Source organism: Buttiauxella gaviniae ATCC 51604, from assembly GCF_001654835.1.
GTDB lineage: Bacteria > Pseudomonadota > Gammaproteobacteria > Enterobacterales > Enterobacteriaceae > Buttiauxella > Buttiauxella gaviniae.
Map to the genome: position 1 here is coordinate 176,787 of NZ_LXEP01000020.1, position 17,689 is coordinate 194,475.

Annotated in this window: 19 protein-coding genes; 10 read left to right on the forward strand and 9 right to left on the reverse strand. The window is 50.7% G+C overall.

Annotation, left to right across the window (positions count from 1 at the left end; all coding sequences use genetic code 11):
• Positions 1-106 precede the first annotated feature (106 nt).
• Positions 107-1,471, forward strand: coding sequence for a tRNA uridine-5-carboxymethylaminomethyl(34) synthesis GTPase MnmE (mnmE, locus tag M977_RS10845; RefSeq protein WP_064514832.1), 1,365 nt, complete (start codon positions 107-109; stop codon positions 1,469-1,471).
• Between the two features lie 73 nt (positions 1,472-1,544).
• Here mnmE and M977_RS10850 read toward each other — a convergent pair whose 3' ends face one another.
• A complete protein-coding gene (locus tag M977_RS10850) occupies positions 1,545-2,591 on the reverse strand; it encodes an aldo/keto reductase (protein WP_064514834.1) in 1,047 nt (348 codons plus the stop codon).
• Between the two features lie 103 nt (positions 2,592-2,694).
• On the opposite strand from M977_RS10850, the gene M977_RS10855 reads away from it, so the two are divergent.
• The 3 genes from M977_RS10855 to M977_RS10865 all read left to right on the forward strand — a co-directional run bounded on the left by M977_RS10855 (position 2,695) and on the right by M977_RS10865 (position 5,090).
• Positions 2,695-3,627, forward strand: a complete 933-nt coding sequence (locus tag M977_RS10855; RefSeq protein WP_064514926.1) for an AraC family transcriptional regulator — start codon at positions 2,695-2,697, stop codon at positions 3,625-3,627.
• Between the two features lie 133 nt (positions 3,628-3,760).
• Positions 3,761-4,489 (forward strand): 4'-phosphopantetheinyl transferase family protein, encoded by a 729-nt coding sequence (locus M977_RS10860; RefSeq protein ID WP_064514836.1) that lies wholly within the window; start codon positions 3,761-3,763, stop codon positions 4,487-4,489.
• Between the two features lie 34 nt (positions 4,490-4,523).
• Positions 4,524-5,090 carry an NADPH-dependent FMN reductase gene (locus tag M977_RS10865; protein ID WP_064514838.1) on the forward strand — a complete coding sequence of 189 codons (567 nt, stop codon included), beginning with the start codon at positions 4,524-4,526 and terminating at the stop codon, positions 5,088-5,090.
• Here M977_RS10865 and M977_RS10870 read toward each other — a convergent pair.
• Complete coding sequence (locus M977_RS10870) at positions 5,087-5,659, reverse strand: TetR/AcrR family transcriptional regulator (protein WP_064514840.1); 573 nt, start codon at positions 5,657-5,659, stop codon at positions 5,087-5,089. The two genes, M977_RS10865 and M977_RS10870, sit on opposite strands and share 4 nt — an antisense overlap.
• A gap of 189 nt (positions 5,660-5,848) precedes the next feature.
• Here M977_RS10870 and M977_RS10875 point away from each other — a divergent pair, with 189 nt between their 5' ends.
• On the forward strand, positions 5,849-6,964 hold the full coding sequence (locus M977_RS10875; RefSeq protein ID WP_064514928.1) for an MBL fold metallo-hydrolase: 1,116 nt from the start codon (positions 5,849-5,851) through the stop codon (positions 6,962-6,964).
• A 21-nt stretch (positions 6,965-6,985) separates the two neighbouring features.
• Positions 6,986-7,318 (forward strand): RamA family antibiotic efflux transcriptional regulator, encoded by a 333-nt coding sequence (locus M977_RS10880; RefSeq protein WP_064514842.1) that lies wholly within the window; start codon positions 6,986-6,988, stop codon positions 7,316-7,318.
• Between the two features lie 84 nt (positions 7,319-7,402).
• On the opposite strand, the gene M977_RS10885 is transcribed toward M977_RS10880, so the two are convergent.
• Positions 7,403-8,740 (reverse strand): NCS2 family permease, encoded by a 1,338-nt coding sequence (locus tag M977_RS10885; RefSeq protein ID WP_064514844.1) that lies wholly within the window; start codon positions 8,738-8,740, stop codon positions 7,403-7,405.
• A 180-nt stretch (positions 8,741-8,920) separates the two neighbouring features.
• Between M977_RS10885 and yieH the strand changes: the two genes are divergently transcribed.
• A complete protein-coding gene (yieH, locus tag M977_RS10890) occupies positions 8,921-9,586 on the forward strand; it encodes a 6-phosphogluconate phosphatase (RefSeq protein ID WP_064514846.1) in 666 nt (221 codons plus the stop codon).
• Positions 9,587-9,627: 41 nt separating this feature from the next.
• Here the strand turns inward: yieH and M977_RS10895 are convergent, their stop codons facing one another.
• Entirely contained in the window at positions 9,628-10,659 is a 1,032-nt protein-coding gene (locus tag M977_RS10895; RefSeq protein WP_064514848.1) for a LacI family DNA-binding transcriptional regulator, read from the reverse strand.
• Positions 10,660-10,929: 270 nt separating this feature from the next.
• Between M977_RS10895 and M977_RS10900 the strand changes: the two genes are divergently transcribed.
• The 3 genes from M977_RS10900 (at position 10,930) to M977_RS10910 (ending at position 13,091) form a co-directional block, all read left to right on the forward strand.
• Positions 10,930-11,373: a PTS sugar transporter subunit IIA gene (locus tag M977_RS10900; protein ID WP_064514850.1), complete on the forward strand. Its 444-nt coding sequence runs from the start codon at positions 10,930-10,932 to the stop codon at positions 11,371-11,373.
• A gap of 161 nt (positions 11,374-11,534) precedes the next feature.
• Entirely contained in the window at positions 11,535-11,822 is a 288-nt protein-coding gene (locus M977_RS10905) for a PTS sugar transporter subunit IIB (protein WP_064514853.1), read from the forward strand.
• Positions 11,823-11,834: 12 nt separating this feature from the next.
• Positions 11,835-13,091, forward strand: coding sequence for a PTS ascorbate transporter subunit IIC (locus tag M977_RS10910; RefSeq protein ID WP_064514855.1), 1,257 nt, complete (start codon positions 11,835-11,837; stop codon positions 13,089-13,091).
• A gap of 65 nt (positions 13,092-13,156) precedes the next feature.
• Here the strand turns inward: M977_RS10910 and phoU are convergent, their stop codons facing one another.
• From phoU to pstS, 5 genes are all read right to left on the reverse strand, one after another.
• Positions 13,157-13,882 carry a phosphate signaling complex protein PhoU gene (phoU, locus tag M977_RS10915; protein ID WP_034499841.1) on the reverse strand — a complete coding sequence of 242 codons (726 nt, stop codon included), beginning with the start codon at positions 13,880-13,882 and terminating at the stop codon, positions 13,157-13,159.
• A gap of 13 nt (positions 13,883-13,895) precedes the next feature.
• Entirely contained in the window at positions 13,896-14,669 is a 774-nt protein-coding gene (pstB, locus tag M977_RS10920; protein ID WP_064514930.1) for a phosphate ABC transporter ATP-binding protein PstB, read from the reverse strand.
• Positions 14,670-14,716: 47 nt separating this feature from the next.
• Positions 14,717-15,607: a phosphate ABC transporter permease PstA gene (gene pstA, locus M977_RS10925; RefSeq protein WP_064514857.1), complete on the reverse strand. Its 891-nt coding sequence runs from the start codon at positions 15,605-15,607 to the stop codon at positions 14,717-14,719.
• Positions 15,604-16,566: a phosphate ABC transporter permease PstC gene (gene pstC, locus M977_RS10930; RefSeq protein WP_064514859.1), complete on the reverse strand. Its 963-nt coding sequence runs from the start codon at positions 16,564-16,566 to the stop codon at positions 15,604-15,606. The genes pstA and pstC overlap by 4 nt, the downstream gene beginning before the upstream one ends.
• Before the next feature lie 79 nt (positions 16,567-16,645).
• A complete protein-coding gene (gene pstS, locus M977_RS10935) occupies positions 16,646-17,686 on the reverse strand; it encodes a phosphate ABC transporter substrate-binding protein PstS (protein ID WP_064514861.1) in 1,041 nt (346 codons plus the stop codon).
• Positions 17,687-17,689: the final 3 nt, after the last annotated feature.

Here is a 17,689-nt window from a genome sequence, read left to right on the forward strand (position 1 = left end):
AACAATTAGCTAGAAGCTTACGAAAGGCGGTCAATAGACCGCCTTTTTTATTTTGTAGGGTGGATAAGCGAAGCGTCATCCACCAGCCATCTCGAAAGGGAAAATTATGAGCCATAACGAGACAATCGTTGCCCAGGCGACTCCGCCGGGACGTGGTGGAGTCGGTATCCTGCGCGTCTCAGGCCTGCAAGCTCGTGAAGTCGCGCAAGCGATTTTGGGTAAACTCCCCAAGCCACGCTATGCCGATTACCTGCCATTCCGTGATGCGGACGGCAGCGTGCTCGATCAAGGCATCGCGCTGTGGTTCCCTGGGCCAAATTCCTTCACAGGTGAAGACGTGTTGGAATTTCAGGGGCACGGTGGTCCAGTTATCCTCGACTTGCTGTTAAAACGCATCCTGGCGCTCCCAGGGCTGCGTATCGCAAGGCCTGGTGAGTTCTCCGAGCGTGCATTCCTGAATGACAAGCTGGATTTGGCTCAGGCTGAAGCGATTGCTGACCTGATTGATGCCAGCTCAGAACAAGCAGCTCGCTCAGCCTTAAACTCTTTGCAGGGGGCTTTCTCTGCACGGGTTAACCATCTGGTCGAAGCGCTGACTCATCTACGTATTTACGTAGAAGCGGCAATTGATTTCCCGGATGAAGAGATCGATTTCCTCTCTGACGGCAAAATCGAAGCGCAGCTGAACCAGGTAATTGACGATCTGGATGCTGTGCGTGCCGAAGCGCGCCAGGGAAGTCTGCTGCGCGAAGGGATGAAGGTAGTGATTGCCGGTCGTCCAAACGCCGGGAAATCGAGCCTACTGAACGCCCTTGCGGGCCGCGAAGCGGCAATTGTGACGGATATTGCCGGAACAACTCGCGATGTCTTGCGTGAACATATCCATATCGACGGTATGCCACTGCATATCATCGATACCGCAGGGCTTCGCGAAGCAAGCGACGAAGTTGAGCGTATCGGTATCGAACGTGCGTGGAATGAGATCGAACAAGCAGACCGTGTATTGTTTATGGTTGATGGGACCACCACCGATGCCACAGACCCTGCAGATATTTGGCCAGACTTTATTGCGCGCCTGCCAGCACGTTTGCCGATTACAGTTGTGCGTAACAAAGCGGACGTCACCGGCGAAACGCTGGGCCTGAGCGATGTGAATGGTCACTCACTTGTACGCCTGTCTGCGCGTACCGGTGAAGGCGTAGATGTGCTGCGCGATCATCTAAAACAGAGCATGGGCTTTGAAACCAATATGGAAGGCGGCTTCCTGGCGCGTCGTCGCCACTTGCAGGCCCTCGAACAAGCGGCAACCCATCTACAACAAGGCAAAGCGCAACTTCTGGGCGCATGGGCCGGGGAATTGCTGGCTGAAGAGCTACGTCTTTCTCAGCAGAGCCTGAGCGAAATCACCGGTGAATTTACCTCTGACGATTTGCTTGGCCGCATTTTCTCCAGCTTCTGTATCGGTAAGTAATCTAAAAAGTAAGCGTGCGCTCACTTTTCATTCATCCCGCAAAGCTCATGGCTTTGCGGGATTTTTTTGATCGTTACGGCAATTGAAAACCCGGGATTCTTGCCATAATGCTGTTCAGTAGCGCTTCGTCAGAAATCCCCTGGAAGTCATAACGCGGTGTGTACGGCGATTCGAGCACCATAAGCTCATCTTCAGTCAGCGTGATATCCAGTGATGCCAGCGCATCGTCGATTTGCTGAATGCTGCTTGCGCCCACCAGCGGAGCAGTCACCACTGGGTTTTTACGCAACCACGCCAGGGCGATTTGCGCACGAGAAACGCCACGGGCGGCGGCAATACCTCCAACGCAATCAATGATTTGGCGATCACTTTCCTTCGTAAATTGGGTATAGAGCATATCGGCAAAACCATCTTTGCCTGAACGTTCGGTCGTTTTCGCATCATCCCAGCCACGCGCCAGACGACCCCGTGCCAGCGGACTCCAGACCATGGTTCCCACGCCTTCGTCGGCGCACAGCGGCAGCATTTCGCGTTCTTCTTCCCGCGCCAGCAAGTTGTAGTGGTTTTGCATCGTAACGAAGCGCGCCCAGCCGTTGGCTTTTTGCATATGCAGCACTTTGCTAAATTCCCAGGCATGCATCGAGGAGGCCCCGAGATAACGCACTTTCCCGGCTTTCACCACGTCGTGCAGCGCTTCGAGGGTTTCTTCGAGCGGCGTGGAGTTATCCATACGGTGGATTAAGTACAGATCGACATAATCGGTGCCTAATCGACGCAAACTATGGTCGATTTCCGCCATGATCGCTTTACGAGATAACCCTTTGCCATTTGGCCCAGAGCGCATTGGGTGGCGAATTTTGGTTGCAATCACCACATCATCACGGTTGGCATAATCTTTTAATGCCCGTCCAAGAATTTCTTCACTGCTTCCCTGGGAATACAGATTTGCGGTATCAAAAAAGTTAATTCCGCTTTCCAGCGCGTGTTTGATCAGCGGGCGACTCTGCGCCTCATCCAGCGACCACACAGGATGGCCACGGCCTGGTTCACCGTAAGTCATTGCTCCGATTGCCACAGGTGAAACATCTAATCCGGTATTGCCTAGTTTGATATAACGCATCGGTGATTCCTCGGAAGAAGTAAACAAATCAGGCTGTAGTTTACGAGCAGGAAATAGAACGATGAATGCGCTAAAATTCACGAAACATGCTCAGGAGTTCAGAATGCACAGCGACCCGTTTTCAGATTTTCTTCGTCTGGCCGATGCAAAACCGGTCGTTGCCGGAGGTTTTAGTGCAGGCGGCGACTGGGCGATACGCTTCCCAAAGCCTGAATACCTTAAATTTTTTGCGCTGGTGAAAGGGCGCTGCGTTCTGATGTTTGAAGGTGAAAGAACGCCGGTTTACGTCGAAGAAGGCGACGTATTTTTGCTTTCTTCCACGCCATCGTTTGTGCTGGCAAGCGATTGCATCACCGAGCCGGTAGACGCCAAAGCCTTATTTAGCGGCAGTCACAACAAAACCGCAGTCATTGGCGATGGCAAAGACTGCATTCAGCTTGGCGGCCACGTTAAGCTTGATCCGGATAGCGGAAAGCTGTTGGCACAAGTGCTGCCGACGTTAATCCACGTGCGAGCATCCTCGCAACAAGCAGGTGTTTTATCGTGGCTGCTTGAACAACTGGTGCGAGAAGTTTCTCAACCCCTTCCCGGTTTTAGTGTCGTTTCGATGCAGCTCACTCAATTGATGTTTGTGCAGATCTTGCGTGAATATCTGCAAACCACCACGGATCTACCGTGTAACTGGCTCAAAGCCGTCAGCGATAAACGTCTCCAGCCTGCGCTAGCATTAATGCACAACGATCCGGCGCAAAACTGGCAGTTAAGTGAACTGGCAAAGGCCGCAGCGATGTCGCGCACCAGTTTTGCGGTGTATTTCAAGTCGATCGCTGGTGTCGCGCCATTGACCTACCTGACGCAATGGCGCATGTATTTAGCCGGGCAATCACTTCGTCAAAGTGAGCTGTCGGTGTCCACGCTGGCGCTTCAATACGGTTACGCCTCCGAAAGCGCATTTAGTACCGCCTTCAAGCGCATCAATGGCGTTTCTCCACGCAATTATCGAAATTTAAAAATGGCGGAGCTGGCAGACAATTAAAATCAAAATATTCATGGTCTTGATCATTTGTTGAGGTTTTGATCGTTTTTTATCCATGGTGGACCGTGCGTTTCCCCGCTAAAAAACCTACAATCGAGAACAGAGTACATTGCCTGGTATCAAGGAGAGACAAATGGCAACGCATTTCGCAAGATGGACGATCAACCCAAAGTACCCCTTTTCAAGCCGGCTGAATGACGAATGTCATGCTCACGCCCGCCAGATGCCAGAACACCGCCGCTCACGATTTTTAGCCTCCCGCAGTCTGTTGGCTGAATTGCTACATATGCTTTATGGCATTCAACAACTGCCGAGAATCGTCGCCACTGCTGCTGGACGCCCACACTTTGCCGATCCTTCATTGATGGACTTCAGCATTGCCTATGCCGGAAACAATGTCGCTGTTCTGATAACAACCGAAGGCCGCTGTGGATTAGATATTGAGATTAATCAGTCTTTTGGGCATCTCCCCTCTGTCGCTTCGGGCTCCACTTTACGCAGTAATGAATCCATCTGGATAAACAATCAAAAAAACCCAGATGAAGCCCGCGCACAGCTACGCACATTGCATCAAAGCACTTTTAAACTGACAGGCCGCGAAGAAAGTTTGCAGCTTCTGCCGGGCGCTGGGCGAATACGCGCTAGCGACCAATCAGAAATTGAAGCGATCAGCGATGTGGAAGGACTCTTGATCTGGGGATGCGTGGTGTCACCCGCCATTGAAAAGCTCAGTTTGTGGGAATTTGAAGCTCCGCAGAACTGGCATAGTCTGGGAGATGTAAAATCTCGCTATCGGGATCTTAATGGCAGCATTATTCGCTTAACCAGCATGTCGTCAGAAAAAGTGTTATATCAAAACTGATCGTTTCCGAACGTACTGACACCAAGGAGTATTCATGTCCGACACGTTAAAGATAGTTACGCTATTAGGTAGCCTACGTCATGGCTCATTCAATGCCATGGTTGCTCGTACTTTGCCAGGAATCGCTCCTGCGGGAATGAGCGTTGATGCGTTACCGTCGATTAAAGACATTCCCCTGTATGACGCCGATGTGCAGCAAGAAGAGGGTTTCCCATCAACTGTGGAAGCGATTGCTGAACAAATTCGCGCCGCTGACGGTGTGGTGATTGTCACTCCGGAATATAACTACTCGGTACCGGGCGGGCTGAAGAATGCCATCGACTGGCTATCTCGTTTGCCTGAGCAGCCTCTGGCGGGTAAGCCCGTGCTGATTCAAACCAGTTCAATGGGCGCAATTGGCGGCGCGCGTTGTCAGTACCATCTACGCCAGATTCTGGTGTTCCTCGACGCGATGGTGATGAACAAGCCAGAATTTATGGGCGGCGTGATTCAGAATAAAGTCGATACACAAACAGGTGAAGTGGTCGATCAAAGCACGCTCGACCATCTGGCTGGGCAACTGGCAGCTTTTGGTGATTATATTAAGCGGGTTAAAAGCTAATTCGCTAGTGCGCGCCACATAGACTCGAATCCGAGTGCTTTATAATCGCCAGCACGCTCCGGTTCGCGGCTGGCGAACTCCATAGTCGTTTCTGCCAGTGATGAAAACATCGCGTCGCTAAAGGCTCGGTACGGGCCGTTTTGAAAAGCTTTCAATATCGACTGCGAGCAGATCTCATGCATTTCCGGGAACATCTCTGCCACTTTCTGCTTGGTTTCTTCGCCTATCTTATCGCTCACCGCTAATTGACGAATCGCGCGGTGGGCTTGTGAGTTGCGGATTGCCCAGTCGATATAACTGTTCCAGATGTAACGGGTATATTCTTTCGGGTCTTTCAGTGTGCGGTCCAGATTCTCCTGCATCGAAAAAAGTAAGCCCTGTTTCAAATGCAGGTACAGCTCGTTGAGCAAATCGTCCTTCGTGGCAAAATAGCGAAACAGTGTGCCTTCTGCCACACCGGCAGCACGAGCAATCTGCGCAGTAGACGCAACGATCCCCGCCTGGCCAATAGCGATGGTCGCCGCTTCCAGTATCGCTAGTTTCTTATCTTCACTCTTCGGACGAGCCACAACGTTTTTCCTCATTCACACCAAAACACAAATTGAATCACGCAAGCTACAGCACTGCAACGCGCAATGTCAGCGATTGAAAATGATCTTGACGGTTATCACGCCGCACCTATAATGAGTGCTTACTCACTCATTATCAAGTTTAATAGCATTGTACCAGTGGATGGTACGGAATATGCAGGCCTGGATATGAAACGTCTCTCCTTATACGCGGTAATAATTATGTTGATTGCAACAGCAGCCAGTTTGCCTTTTGTCCTGAATGCCGGGTTTGGCCAGGCTCCGCAAGGGGAAGGTTTAAGTTTAGTTGAGCGTTCAGCCCATTACGTTGACGGGCAATTTCGTAACCAGGTTCCTACCGAAGGCTATACCGGCAAGAAAAGTAAGCTGGCAGCGATGTGGGAGTTTTTAACCAACAAAATTGAAAATGCGCGCCCGCAGCAACCTTTGCCATTAGTGAAAACCGATCTGGCGAACCTACCGATAGAACAAGACACCATGGTCTGGCTCGGCCACTCCTCGTGGTACATCCAACTGGCTGGCAAACGCATTCTTATCGACCCGGTATTCAGTAGTTACGCGGCACCTTTTTCATTTCTGAATAAAGCGTTTCCCGGCGATTACCCATGGACGGCTGAGTCGATGCCAGTGATCGATCTGCTGATTATTTCCCATGACCATTACGATCATCTGGATTACGCGACCATCAAAGCGCTGAAACCGAAAATCCGCCAGGTGATTACGCCACTGGGTGTGGGTTCGCATCTGCGTTACTGGGGAGTAAATAGCGACATCATTCATGAAAAAGACTGGAACCAGGCGGTAAATGTCTCGAATGCGCTGACTGTACATGTTTTACCCGCTCGCCACTTCTCAGGCCGCAGCCTGAAAAGCAACCAGACGCTATGGGCGAGTTTTATGTTCGTCACCAATGACCATAAAGTCTATTACAGCGGCGATACCGGCTACGGGCCTCATTTCAAAGCTATCGGCGAACAGTTTGGTTCGGTTGATCTTGCCATCATGGAAAACGGCCAGTACGACGAAGACTGGAACAATATTCATATGATGCCGAACGAGACTGCGCAGGCTGCCGTTGATTTGAATGCTCACGCTGTACTTCCCGGCCATGCGGGTCGTTTTGTACTGGCTAAGCACACCTGGGATGCACCCTACAAAAGCCTTGCGCAAGCCAGTGCGGATAAAGATTTTCGCCTGTTAACACCGAAACAGGGTGAGCCTGTATTGATGAACGACAACGCCCAACAATTTAGCGCCTGGTGGGAGTCTGCTGGTGCCATGTAAATGAACCGCGCAGGGGGATAAATGACAATTTCAGCTCAGGTTATCGACACCATCGTTCAGTGGATTGACGACAATTTGCATCAGCCATTACGCATTGATGATATTGCCAGTCATGCGGGTTATTCGAAGTGGCACTTGCAGCGTTTGTTTATGCAGTACAAAGGCGAGAGTCTCGGGAAATATATCCGCGATCGTAAATTGCTACTGGCAGCACGTGATTTACGCGATACCGATAACAAGGTTTACGATATTAGCCTGAAGTATGGTTTTGATTCGCAGCAGACGTTTACGCGGATATTTACGCGCACGTTTAATCAGCCGCCGGGCAGGTATCGCAGAGAGAATCATACGTAGGTCGGATTAGCGCAGCGACATCCGACAAAACAGGCATAAATTATGGTGGATGTCGCTTACGCTAATCCACCCTACAAAACACTATTAGTGTGAGTCAATAAATACGATTTTCAGCACAAACAACAGCGCCACAACAATCACGCATGGGCTGATTTCACGCCAGCGGCCCGTGCCGAGTTTCATCACGCAATAAGAGATGAAGCCGAGTGCGATACCTTCGGTGATTGAGAAGCTAAATGGCATCATCACGGCAGTAATAAACGCCGGAACCGCTTCAGTCAGGTCATCCCATTTCACACGCGACAGGCTGGATGTCATCAACACACCAACGTAAATCAGAGCACCTGCTGCTGCATATGCCGGAACCATACCCGCCAGCGGTGACAGGAAGATCACCAGCAAGAACAGCAAACCAACGATAACTGCCGTCAGGCCAGTACGCCCGCCAACAGACACACCAGAAGTGCTTTCGATATACGCGGTAACGGAAGAAGTCCCGATAAACGCACCCGCAACAGATGAAACGCTATCAACGTACAGCGCTTGCTTCATGCGTGGGAATTTCCCTTTTTCGTCGGCAAGACCTGCTTTATCTGTTACGCCAATCAGCGTGCCGGATGAGTCAAACAAGTTAACCAGCATAAAGGAGAAGATAACGCCCGCCAGACCAATGTTCAGGGAGCCGGCTAAATCAACCTGACCCACAACAGACAACACGCTTGGTGGTGCAGAAACAATGCCGTGGTATTGCACATCGCCCAACATCCAGCCCAGTAGCGTAGTCACCACAATCGAAACCAGTACGGCTGCGTGAATATTACGCGAGGCAAGGATGGCGATAATAAAGAAGCCCAGCGCGCCCAGCAGTACGCTGTGCGAAGTCAGGTTACCAATGGTTACCAGCGTGTCCTTATTAGCCACGATAATACCGGCATTTTTCAGGCCCATCATCCCGATGAATAGCCCAATACCGCTGGTGATACCGATGCGCAAGCTCACCGGAATATTAGCAATCATCCAGTAACGCACGCGGAAAATGGTCAGCAACAGCAAACCTACGGCACCCCAGAAAATGGCGCCCATCCCGATTTGCCAGGAGATCCCCATCGCGCCAACAACCACAAAGGCGAAGAACGCATTCAGGCCCATTGCCGGAGCCAGTGCGACTGGCAGGTTGGCGAAAATACCCATCAGGATGCTACCTAATGCGGCAATCAAACAGGTGGTGACAAAAACGGCCTGGGTATCCATACCAGCGGCGCCAAGGATCTGCGGGTTGACGAAAACGATATACACCATCGTCAGGAAGGTCGTAAGACCGGCGATCACTTCAGTGCGTGCCGTGGTGCCGTGTTCGCGCAGTTTAAACACGCGCTCGAGCAGCCCCGGATTTGCGGCCGGAGTAGATTGTGGTTGGCTCATTAGTCTTAATTCCGAACATTGAGAGGGAAAATCCGTCGCTATCCTATACCAAAAAATACAAAACATGATGGTCAACACAGATTTTTTTTCATTGCATTTTCTTATACGGCAACGATTGCGTGCCGCAAAAATTGCGCAAATTGGGTAAGATGCATGTTCACTTTAATAAAAGGAGGCGGTATGTCCCGGATAGATGCGGTGTTCTTCGACTGCGATGGCACGCTCGTTGATAGTGAGGTTATTTGCTCCAAAGCCTACGTGCATATGTTTGCGCAATACGGCATCGAGCTTGCGCTCGATGAGGTTCATAAGACCTTCAAGGGGATCAAGCTCTACGAGATAATCGACACGATAAATGCCCAACATGGAGTGAGCTTGCCAAAAGAGGAGCTGGAGCCGATTTATCGCGCGGAAGTTTCTCGGCTGTTCGACAGCGAACTGGTTGAGATTGAAGGTGCAGCAGCGTTAGTCGAGAAAATCACCGTGCCGATGTGTATCGTTTCCAACGGCCCGGTCAGCAAGATGCATCAGTCGCTGGGCAAAACCGGCATGCTCCACCATTTCCCGGACAAACTGTTTAGCGGCTACGATATTCAGACGTGGAAACCCGATCCGGCCATTATGTACCACGCCGCCAACGCGATGAATGTGGATGTGAAAAACTGCGTGCTGGTGGATGATTCAATGGCTGGTGCACAATCAGGTATTGCCGCAGGCATGGAAGTTTTCTATTTTTGCGCCGACCCGCATAACAAGCCGATTGACCACCCAAAAGTGACAACCTTTACCGATTTAGCGCAGTTGCCGGAGTTATGGCGCGCACGGGGTTGGGATATTACAGGTTAACGAAGATGGCGGATGGCGATTTCGCTTATCCGCCCCATGACTCAGGTACTTTGGCGTAATTCAATCTGATAACTGAATAGTTCAACGCGCGATTCATCTAACTCATCATCATCGTTATTTAGCAACTCAATCAGCATCTTACCTGCCTCTTTGCCCATTTTTTTATAATCTATACGTATGGAAGTCAGCGTCGGGTGCGTTTGATCGCAACTGTCGGAGCCATCGAGACAAGCGACAGCAATGTTACCCGGGATTTTCAGCAAACGGCGCTGGCACTCAAACATAATCCCAAGGGCTATGTCTTCATGGCTGCAAATAACAGCATCGAGTTCCGGCTGGCGTTGCAGTATTTCGGTCAACGCATAACGCCCGAACTGTAGGCTTGCGGCTTCCGGAGTGGTAATCACCTGATCAGAGTTCTGGTAGCGGCTGAGCATCGCTTTATGCCAGCCATTCAGCTGCTGGCGTTGCAGGCGATTGTCCATGTGCGCACCAATAAAACCGATATTTTTGTAGCCCTGATCCAGCAGGTGTTCGGTCAGCTTATGCGCCGCCTCAAAAAATGCCGTTTCGAGGGAAATCTTCGCCTGGCTAAACGGGGAACCCACAACGTTAATCGTCGGAATGTTAGCCTTTTCGAGTATTTGCCAGGTTTTCTCTGCCAGCTGCGAGCCAAAAATCACCAACGCGGCCGGGTTGCTTTGCAGCAACGTCATTAATATTTCAGCTTCTTTATGCTGATTATGTTCGTGGCAACCTAGCAGGAGCTGGAATTCATTTTTATTTAGCACCTGCTGTAGCGACTGCATAAAGCGCGAACTGGCTTTGTCGGTTAAAGAAGGAATCAGAACGGCGACCGTATCGCTATGGCCGGAAGCCAGTGCTCCCGCTGCCCGATTGGGGATATAACCCAACTCCTCCACTGCCTGCTCAATCTTCTCTCGCAGTTTGTCAGAGACCTGTTCCGGGGTTCTTAATGCCCGGGAAACGGTCATGGTTCCGACGCCCGCATAATTTGCAACTTCTTGCAGAGTGACTCGCCCGGTACCTCGGCGCTTACGCGGTTTTTCCATTCTGCCTCCCCGAGCTAATACAACTAACTGTTTTCATTATTCTTATTTCACCGTCTGTTCGTCAGACCATTGATCACGTTAGCAAAAACTCTCACGCATTGTATATGCAGGAACTCGATATAGCCAAAGACGGACCAGGGAGAAATGATAGCGCTATCACAATCCTTGATAGCGCTATCAGGTAGCGCTATCAAATGAGACAACCATCACATTAATGTCTGCACAAAAAATCTACCCTCCTGTTAATTATCATCGGGAGTTATCAGTCGCATGTTAAATAATCTATTAACGACAGAGGTCATTCAGGTCGTCGAGCAGGCTAAAGACTGGCGAGAAGCCGTGGCAATTTCATGTCGCCCGTTGGTTGAAAATGGCTCGATTGAACCACGTTATGTCGAGGCTATTTATCGCTCGCATGAAGCTATCGGCCCGTATTACGTAGTGGGTCCAGGCATTGCGATGCCACATGCGCGTCCAGAAGAGGGCGCAAATAAACTGGCACTGGCGCTGACCCTGATTACCTCAGGCGTGAATTTTGATGCCGATGAAAACGATCCGGTGAAGTTATTGATCGTGTTGGCCGCAACCGACAGCACCAGCCACATTGAAGCGATTTCTCAACTCGCCCAATTATTCGATAACGAACAAGACATTCAGGCCATTTTGATGGCCAAAACAACGCAGGACATTTTGTCCGTCATTGCGCGCTATTAGAGCCTGGCCCAGTAGGCGTAATTGTTGCAGACCGTTTGGGATCGGACTGCGCGGAAAAACCGCAGCGTACACGTAGTACGTGAGGATTTTGAGCACAGCCCAAGACCGAACGAACAAATAAAATAGCCTAATGGGATAGGCTCTTAATCCAGGGGAAAATTATGAAAATCACAGTGGTTTGCGGTAACGGTTTAGGCACCAGCCTGATGATAGAAATGAGCATTAAAACCATCCTGAAAGATCTGGGTGTTAGTGCGGATGTTGATCACGTTGACCTTGGCTCGGCTAAAGGCACTCCAGGCGATATTTTTGTCGGCACCAAAGACATTGCTGAGCAGTTAGTCGCGCAGTCTGTCGGCGGCAAAATCGTCGCACTGGATAACATGATCGATAAGAAAGCCATGAAAGAACGTTTGTCCGTGGCATTAACCGAGTTAGGCGCACTGTAAGTAGGGGTCGATATGGATTTCTTTCGTTTTTTGATGAGCGATGTACTTTCCGAACCAGCGGTGCTGGTCGGTTTAATCGCCCTGATTGGTTTGATTGCCCAGAAAAAACCTGTCACAGAATGCATTAAAGGCACAGTCAAAACCATTATGGGTTTTGTGATCTTAGGTGCCGGTGCAGGTTTGGTTGTGTCCTCGCTGGGTGATTTTGCGAACATTTTCCAGCACGCCTTTGGTATTCAGGGTGTCGTGCCTAACAACGAAGCCATTGTTTCCGTTGCACAGAAAAGCTTCGGTAAAGAGATGGCGATGATCATGTTCTTCGCCATGGTTATCAACATCCTGATTGCCCGTTTCACGCCGTGGAAATTCATCTTCCTGACCGGTCATCACACGTTATTTATGTCGATGATGGTAGCAGTGATTCTGGCAACGGCTGGTATGAGCGGTGTTACGTTAATCGCTGTAGGCTCTCTGGTTGTTGGCGTGGCGATGGTGTTCTTCCCGGCGATTGCGCACCCTTACATGAAGAAAGTTACCGGTTCTGACGACGTGGCAATCGGCCACTTCTCGACATTATCTTATGTGCTGGCGGGTTTTATCGGTAGCAAGTTTGGTAATAAAGAACACTCGACTGAAGACATGAATGTACCGAAAAGTCTGCTGTTCTTGCGCGACACGCCGGTAGCCATCTCCTTTACCATGAGCATCATCTTCCTTGTGACTTGCCTGTTTGCTGGAGCTGATGTGGTGAAAGAGCTGAGCGGCGGTAAAAACTGGTTCATGTTCTCAATTATGCAATCCATTACCTTCGCGGCTGGCGTGTACATCATTCTGCAAGGTGTGCGCATGGTGATTGCGGAGATCGTTCCGGCGTTTAAAGGCATTTCCGATAAGCTGGTACCGAATGCGAAGCCTGCGCTCGACTGCCCGGTCGTTTTCCCTTACGCACCTAATGCGGTATTGGTCGGCTTCCTGAGTAGCTTTGCGGCAGGTTTAATCGGTATGTTCGCGTTATATCTGCTGAATATGACAGTGATTATTCCAGGTGTGGTTCCACACTTCTTCGTGGGTGCTGCGGCAGGTGTGTTTGGTAATGCAACCGGTGGGCGTCGTGGGGCGATTCTGGGTGCTTTTGCGCAGGGCTTGCTGATCACCTTCCTGCCAGTATTCCTGCTGCCAGTGCTGGGCGATATCGGTTTTGCTAACACCACGTTCAGCGATGCTGACTTTGGTGCGCTGGGTATTTTGCTCGGCATTATCGTTCGCTAACCGTTGAACGATGCACCAATAAAAACGCCAGCAATTCGCTGGCGTTTTTTATGACGTTTTTTTGATCACTCTTTCGGGTCTTTACCCGCCAGCAGCTTATCCAGCTCGTCGCCACCGACATGACGGAAGTCCTGTCCTTTGACGAAGTAGAAGATGAACTCGCAGATATTCTGGCAACGGTCGCCGATACGTTCGATAGAACGCGCGCAGAACAACGCGGTCAGCACACTTGGAATAGTGCGCGAGTCTTCCATCATATAAGTCATCAACTGGCGCACGATGCCTTCATATTCCTGGTCAACTTTCTTATCTTCGCGGTAGATACGCACAGCTTCATCAAGATCCATACGCGCAAACGCATCCAGCACGTCATGCAGCATTTGCACGGTGTGGCGGCCCAGTGATTCCAGGCTCACCAACAGCGGCTGGTGTTGATGCGAGAATTTCTCCAGCGCCGTGCGGCAGATTTTATCTGCCACATCGCCAATACGTTCCAGCTCAGAAATCGTTTTGATGATAGCCATCACCAGGCGTAAGTCACTGGCGGTTGGCTGGCGCTTAGCGATGATGCGCACACAGGCTTCATCGATTGCCACTTCCATCATGTTAACTTTCTGGTCGCCTTCGATAACGCGCTTTGCCAGCTCGCCATCTTGATTGTGCATGGCGGTGATCGCATCAGAAAGCTGTTGCTCCACCAGCCCACCCATGGTCATCACCTGAGTGCGGATATATTCCAGCTCGGCGTTAAACTGGCCGGAAATGTGTTTGTTGAGATTGAGGCTATCCATTTGTTTCTCCAAATCAACCGTAGCGGCCAGTAATATAATCTTCAGTCTGCTTTTTGGCAGGCGTTGTAAACAGCGTGTCGGTTTCGCTAAATTCAATCAGCTCACCCAGGTACATAAACGCTGTGTGATCTGAACAACGCGCCGCTTGCTGCATGTTGTGGGTAACGATCACCACGGTGTAATCTTCTTTCAGCTCAGTGATCAGCTCTTCAATACGACCAGTCGAGATTGGGTCAAGCGCTGAACACGGCTCATCAAGCAACAACACTTCCGGGCGAATCGCGATACCGCGAGCAATGCACAGGCGTTGCTGCTGGCCACCGGAGAGACTGTATCCGCTCTGGTGTAATTTATCTTTGGTTTCATTCCACAATGCGGCTTTGGTCAAAGCCCACTGCACACGCTCGTCCATGTCGCTGCGTGACAGCTTTTCAAACAGACGCACACCGAACGCGATGTTGTCATAAATCGACATTGGGAATGGCGTCGGCTTCTGGAATACCATGCCGACTTTGGCACGCAGCAGGGCGATATCCTGGCTTTGGGTGAGGATGTTTTCCCCATCCAGCAGAATCTCACCTTCAGCACGCTGCTCTGGATAGAGCGAGTACATTTTGTTGAATGTACGCAGCAGGGTGGATTTGCCACAGCCTGACGGGCCAATGAACGCGGTAACCTGGTTTTTTGCGATATCCAGATTGATGTTTTTCAGGGCATGGAACTTACCGTAATAGAAGTTCAAATCACGAACCTGAATTTTGTCTGGGGTAGTATCGACCATACTCATCTGTTTCTTAATCTCCATCCGACGCCGCCTTTGCCGCGTCGCAAAATTTAACCGTGTTTACTCTTTGAGAAAATCACGCGCGCCAGAATATTTAGCAGCAGTACGCAAAGGGTAATAATCAGAACGCCAGCCCAGGCTAACTGTTGCCATTCGGCAAATGGGCTCATCGCAAATTTGAATATCGTCACTGGCAAGTTGGCAATCGGCTGCATCATGTCAGTACTCCAGAACTGGTTGGAGAGCGACGTGAACAGCAGCGGGGCGGTTTCACCCGCGATACGAGCAATCGCCAGCAATACCCCGGTAATAATCCCGGAAACAGAAGCCTTCAATGTAATTGCGGAAATCATCTTCCACTTTGGCGTGCCCAGAGCGTAAGCCGCTTCGCGCAGGCTATCTGGCACCAGTTTCAACATGTTTTCGGTGGTACGAATCACGATTGGCACCTGCAACAGCGCCAGTGCAATCACACCAGCCCAGCCAGAGAAGTGCTGCATCTTCGCGACAACAATGGTGTAAACAAACAGGCCGACGACGATGGATGGGGCTGAAAGCAGGATGTCGTTAATAAAACGAATCACTTCTGCCAGCCACGATTTACGTCCGTACTCCGCCAGGTAGATACCCGCCATGATGCCAAGCGGCGTACCAAACACGGTCGCCCACAGGATTAACAGGCCGCTACCCGCAAGGGCGTTGGCTAAACCACCACCTTCGGTGTTTGGCGGTGGTGTCATTTCGGTAAACAGCGCAATCGACATACCATCGATACCGCGAGTCACCGTAGAGAATAGTATCCACACCAACCAGAACAGGCCAAACGCCATGGTTCCCATTGAAAGTGTCAGAGCAATGCGGTTTTTGAACCGACGACGTGCCTGCATTTTGCGGCGTGATTCTGCGAGCGCCGCGCGGCTTTGCATTTCCATTGTCGTCATGAACGCGCTCCTTCATTCTTCGCCAGACGCATAACCATGAACTTAGAGATAGCCAGTACGATAAAGGTGATCACAAACAGAATCAGGCCAAGCTCCATCAGCGCTGCGGTGTGCAGGCCAGATTCCGCTTCAGCAAATTCGTTCGCCAGTGCAGAAGTAATACTGTTGCCCGGCATATACAGCGAGGCGTTGTCGAGCTGGTAGGTGTTACCGATGATAAAGGTCACTGCCATGGTTTCACCCAGAGCACGGCCCAGACCCAACATCACACCACCAATCACGCCGTTTTTGGTAAACGGTAAAACGATGCGCCAGATAACTTCCCATGTGGTGCAGCCAATGCCGTAGGCCGACTCTTTCATCATCACAGGGGTTTGTTCAAATACATCACGCATAACGGCTGCAATGTACGGAATGATCATAATGGCCAGTATTACGCCTGCGGCGAGAATACCGATACCGAATGCCGGGCCAGAGAACAGCTCGCCAACAATCGGCACAGAAGAGAGCACGTTGCCGACAGGTTCCTGGAAGTATTTCGCAAACAGCGGAGCAAAGATAAACAGGCCCCACATGCCGTACACGATACTTGGGATTGCAGCCAGCAGTTCGATGGCGATACCCAGCGGGCGGCGCAACCAGTTTGGTGCAAGTTCTGTCAGGAACAGCGCGATACCGAAACTCACCGGTACAGCAATTAACAGCGCAATGAACGAGGTGACCAGCGTGCCGTAAATCGGCACCAGCGCACCATAAATATCATTTGGAGCATCCCACTCTTTAGTCCACAGGAATGAGAAACCAAACTTCTGGATACTCGGCCAGGAGGAGATGATCAGGGAGATGATGATGCCACCCAGCAGAAATAGCACAATCAGCGCAGCCAGTTTTACCAGCGCACTGAAAATGACATCACCTTGTTTGCCAGGAGCTTTGAACACCGGCTTACTTACTGCCATAGCTTACTCTTTGTAGTGTTGGGTTTACCCGGCGTAAGTTACTCTATACACCGGGTTTTATCACCCGAGCTTTAAAAAATTAGTACAGCGCCTTACCGGAGCTGTCTTTCACGTTGGTCTTCCATGCAGCACGAACCTGCTCAACCACAGCGTCTGGCAGAGCGGCGTAATCCAGGTCACTTGCCTGTTTAGCACCGTCTTTATATGCCCAATCGAAGAACTTCAGCACTTCAGCGCCTTGCTCTGGGTTTTTCTGCTCTTTGTGAACCAGGATGAAAGTGGTGGACGTGATTGGCCACGCGCCGTCACCTTTCTGGTTAGTCAGATCCTGAGCGAATGATTTGCTCCAGTCCGCACCCTTCGCTGCATTAGCAAAGTTTTCTTCCGAAGGTGCTACTGGCTTACCATCTGCTGAAACCAGTTTGGTATAAGCGAGGTTGTTTTGCTTAGCGTAAGCATATTCAACATAACCAATTGAACCCGGCAGGCGTTGAACGAAGGCTGCGATACCGTCGTTACCTTTACCGCCCAGACCCGTTGGCCAGTTTACCGTTGAGCCTGCACCGATTTTAGATTTCCACTCTTCGTTCACTTTCGCCAGGTAGCTGGTGAATACGAAGGAAGTACCGGAACCGTCAGCACGACGCACAACGGCGATATTCTGCTGTGGCAATTTCATGCCTGGGTTGAGTTTAGCGATTGCTTCGTCATCCCATTTTTTGATTTTGCCCAGGTAGATGTCACCCAGAGTTTTACCGTCGAGCACCAGCTCACCGGATTTCACGCCAGGCAGGTTAACTGCCAGAACGACACCGCCGATAACAGTCGGGAACTGGAACAGCCCTTCTTGTTGCAGTTTATCTTCAGCCAGAGGAGCATCAGACGCACCGAAATCCACGGTGTTAGCAATGATTTGTTTAACGCCACCGGAGGAGCCAATACCCTGGTAGTTAACTTTGTTACCAGTTGATTTATTGTAGGTATCTGCCCATTTGGCATACACCGGCGCAGGGAATGTTGCACCGGCACCAGTCAGGCTTGCAGCGGCGTTTGCGCCAAAAGCAGTCAGGGAGAAGGTCGCGGCGACAACAGTTGCGACAGTGGTACGCATAGCTTTCATAGT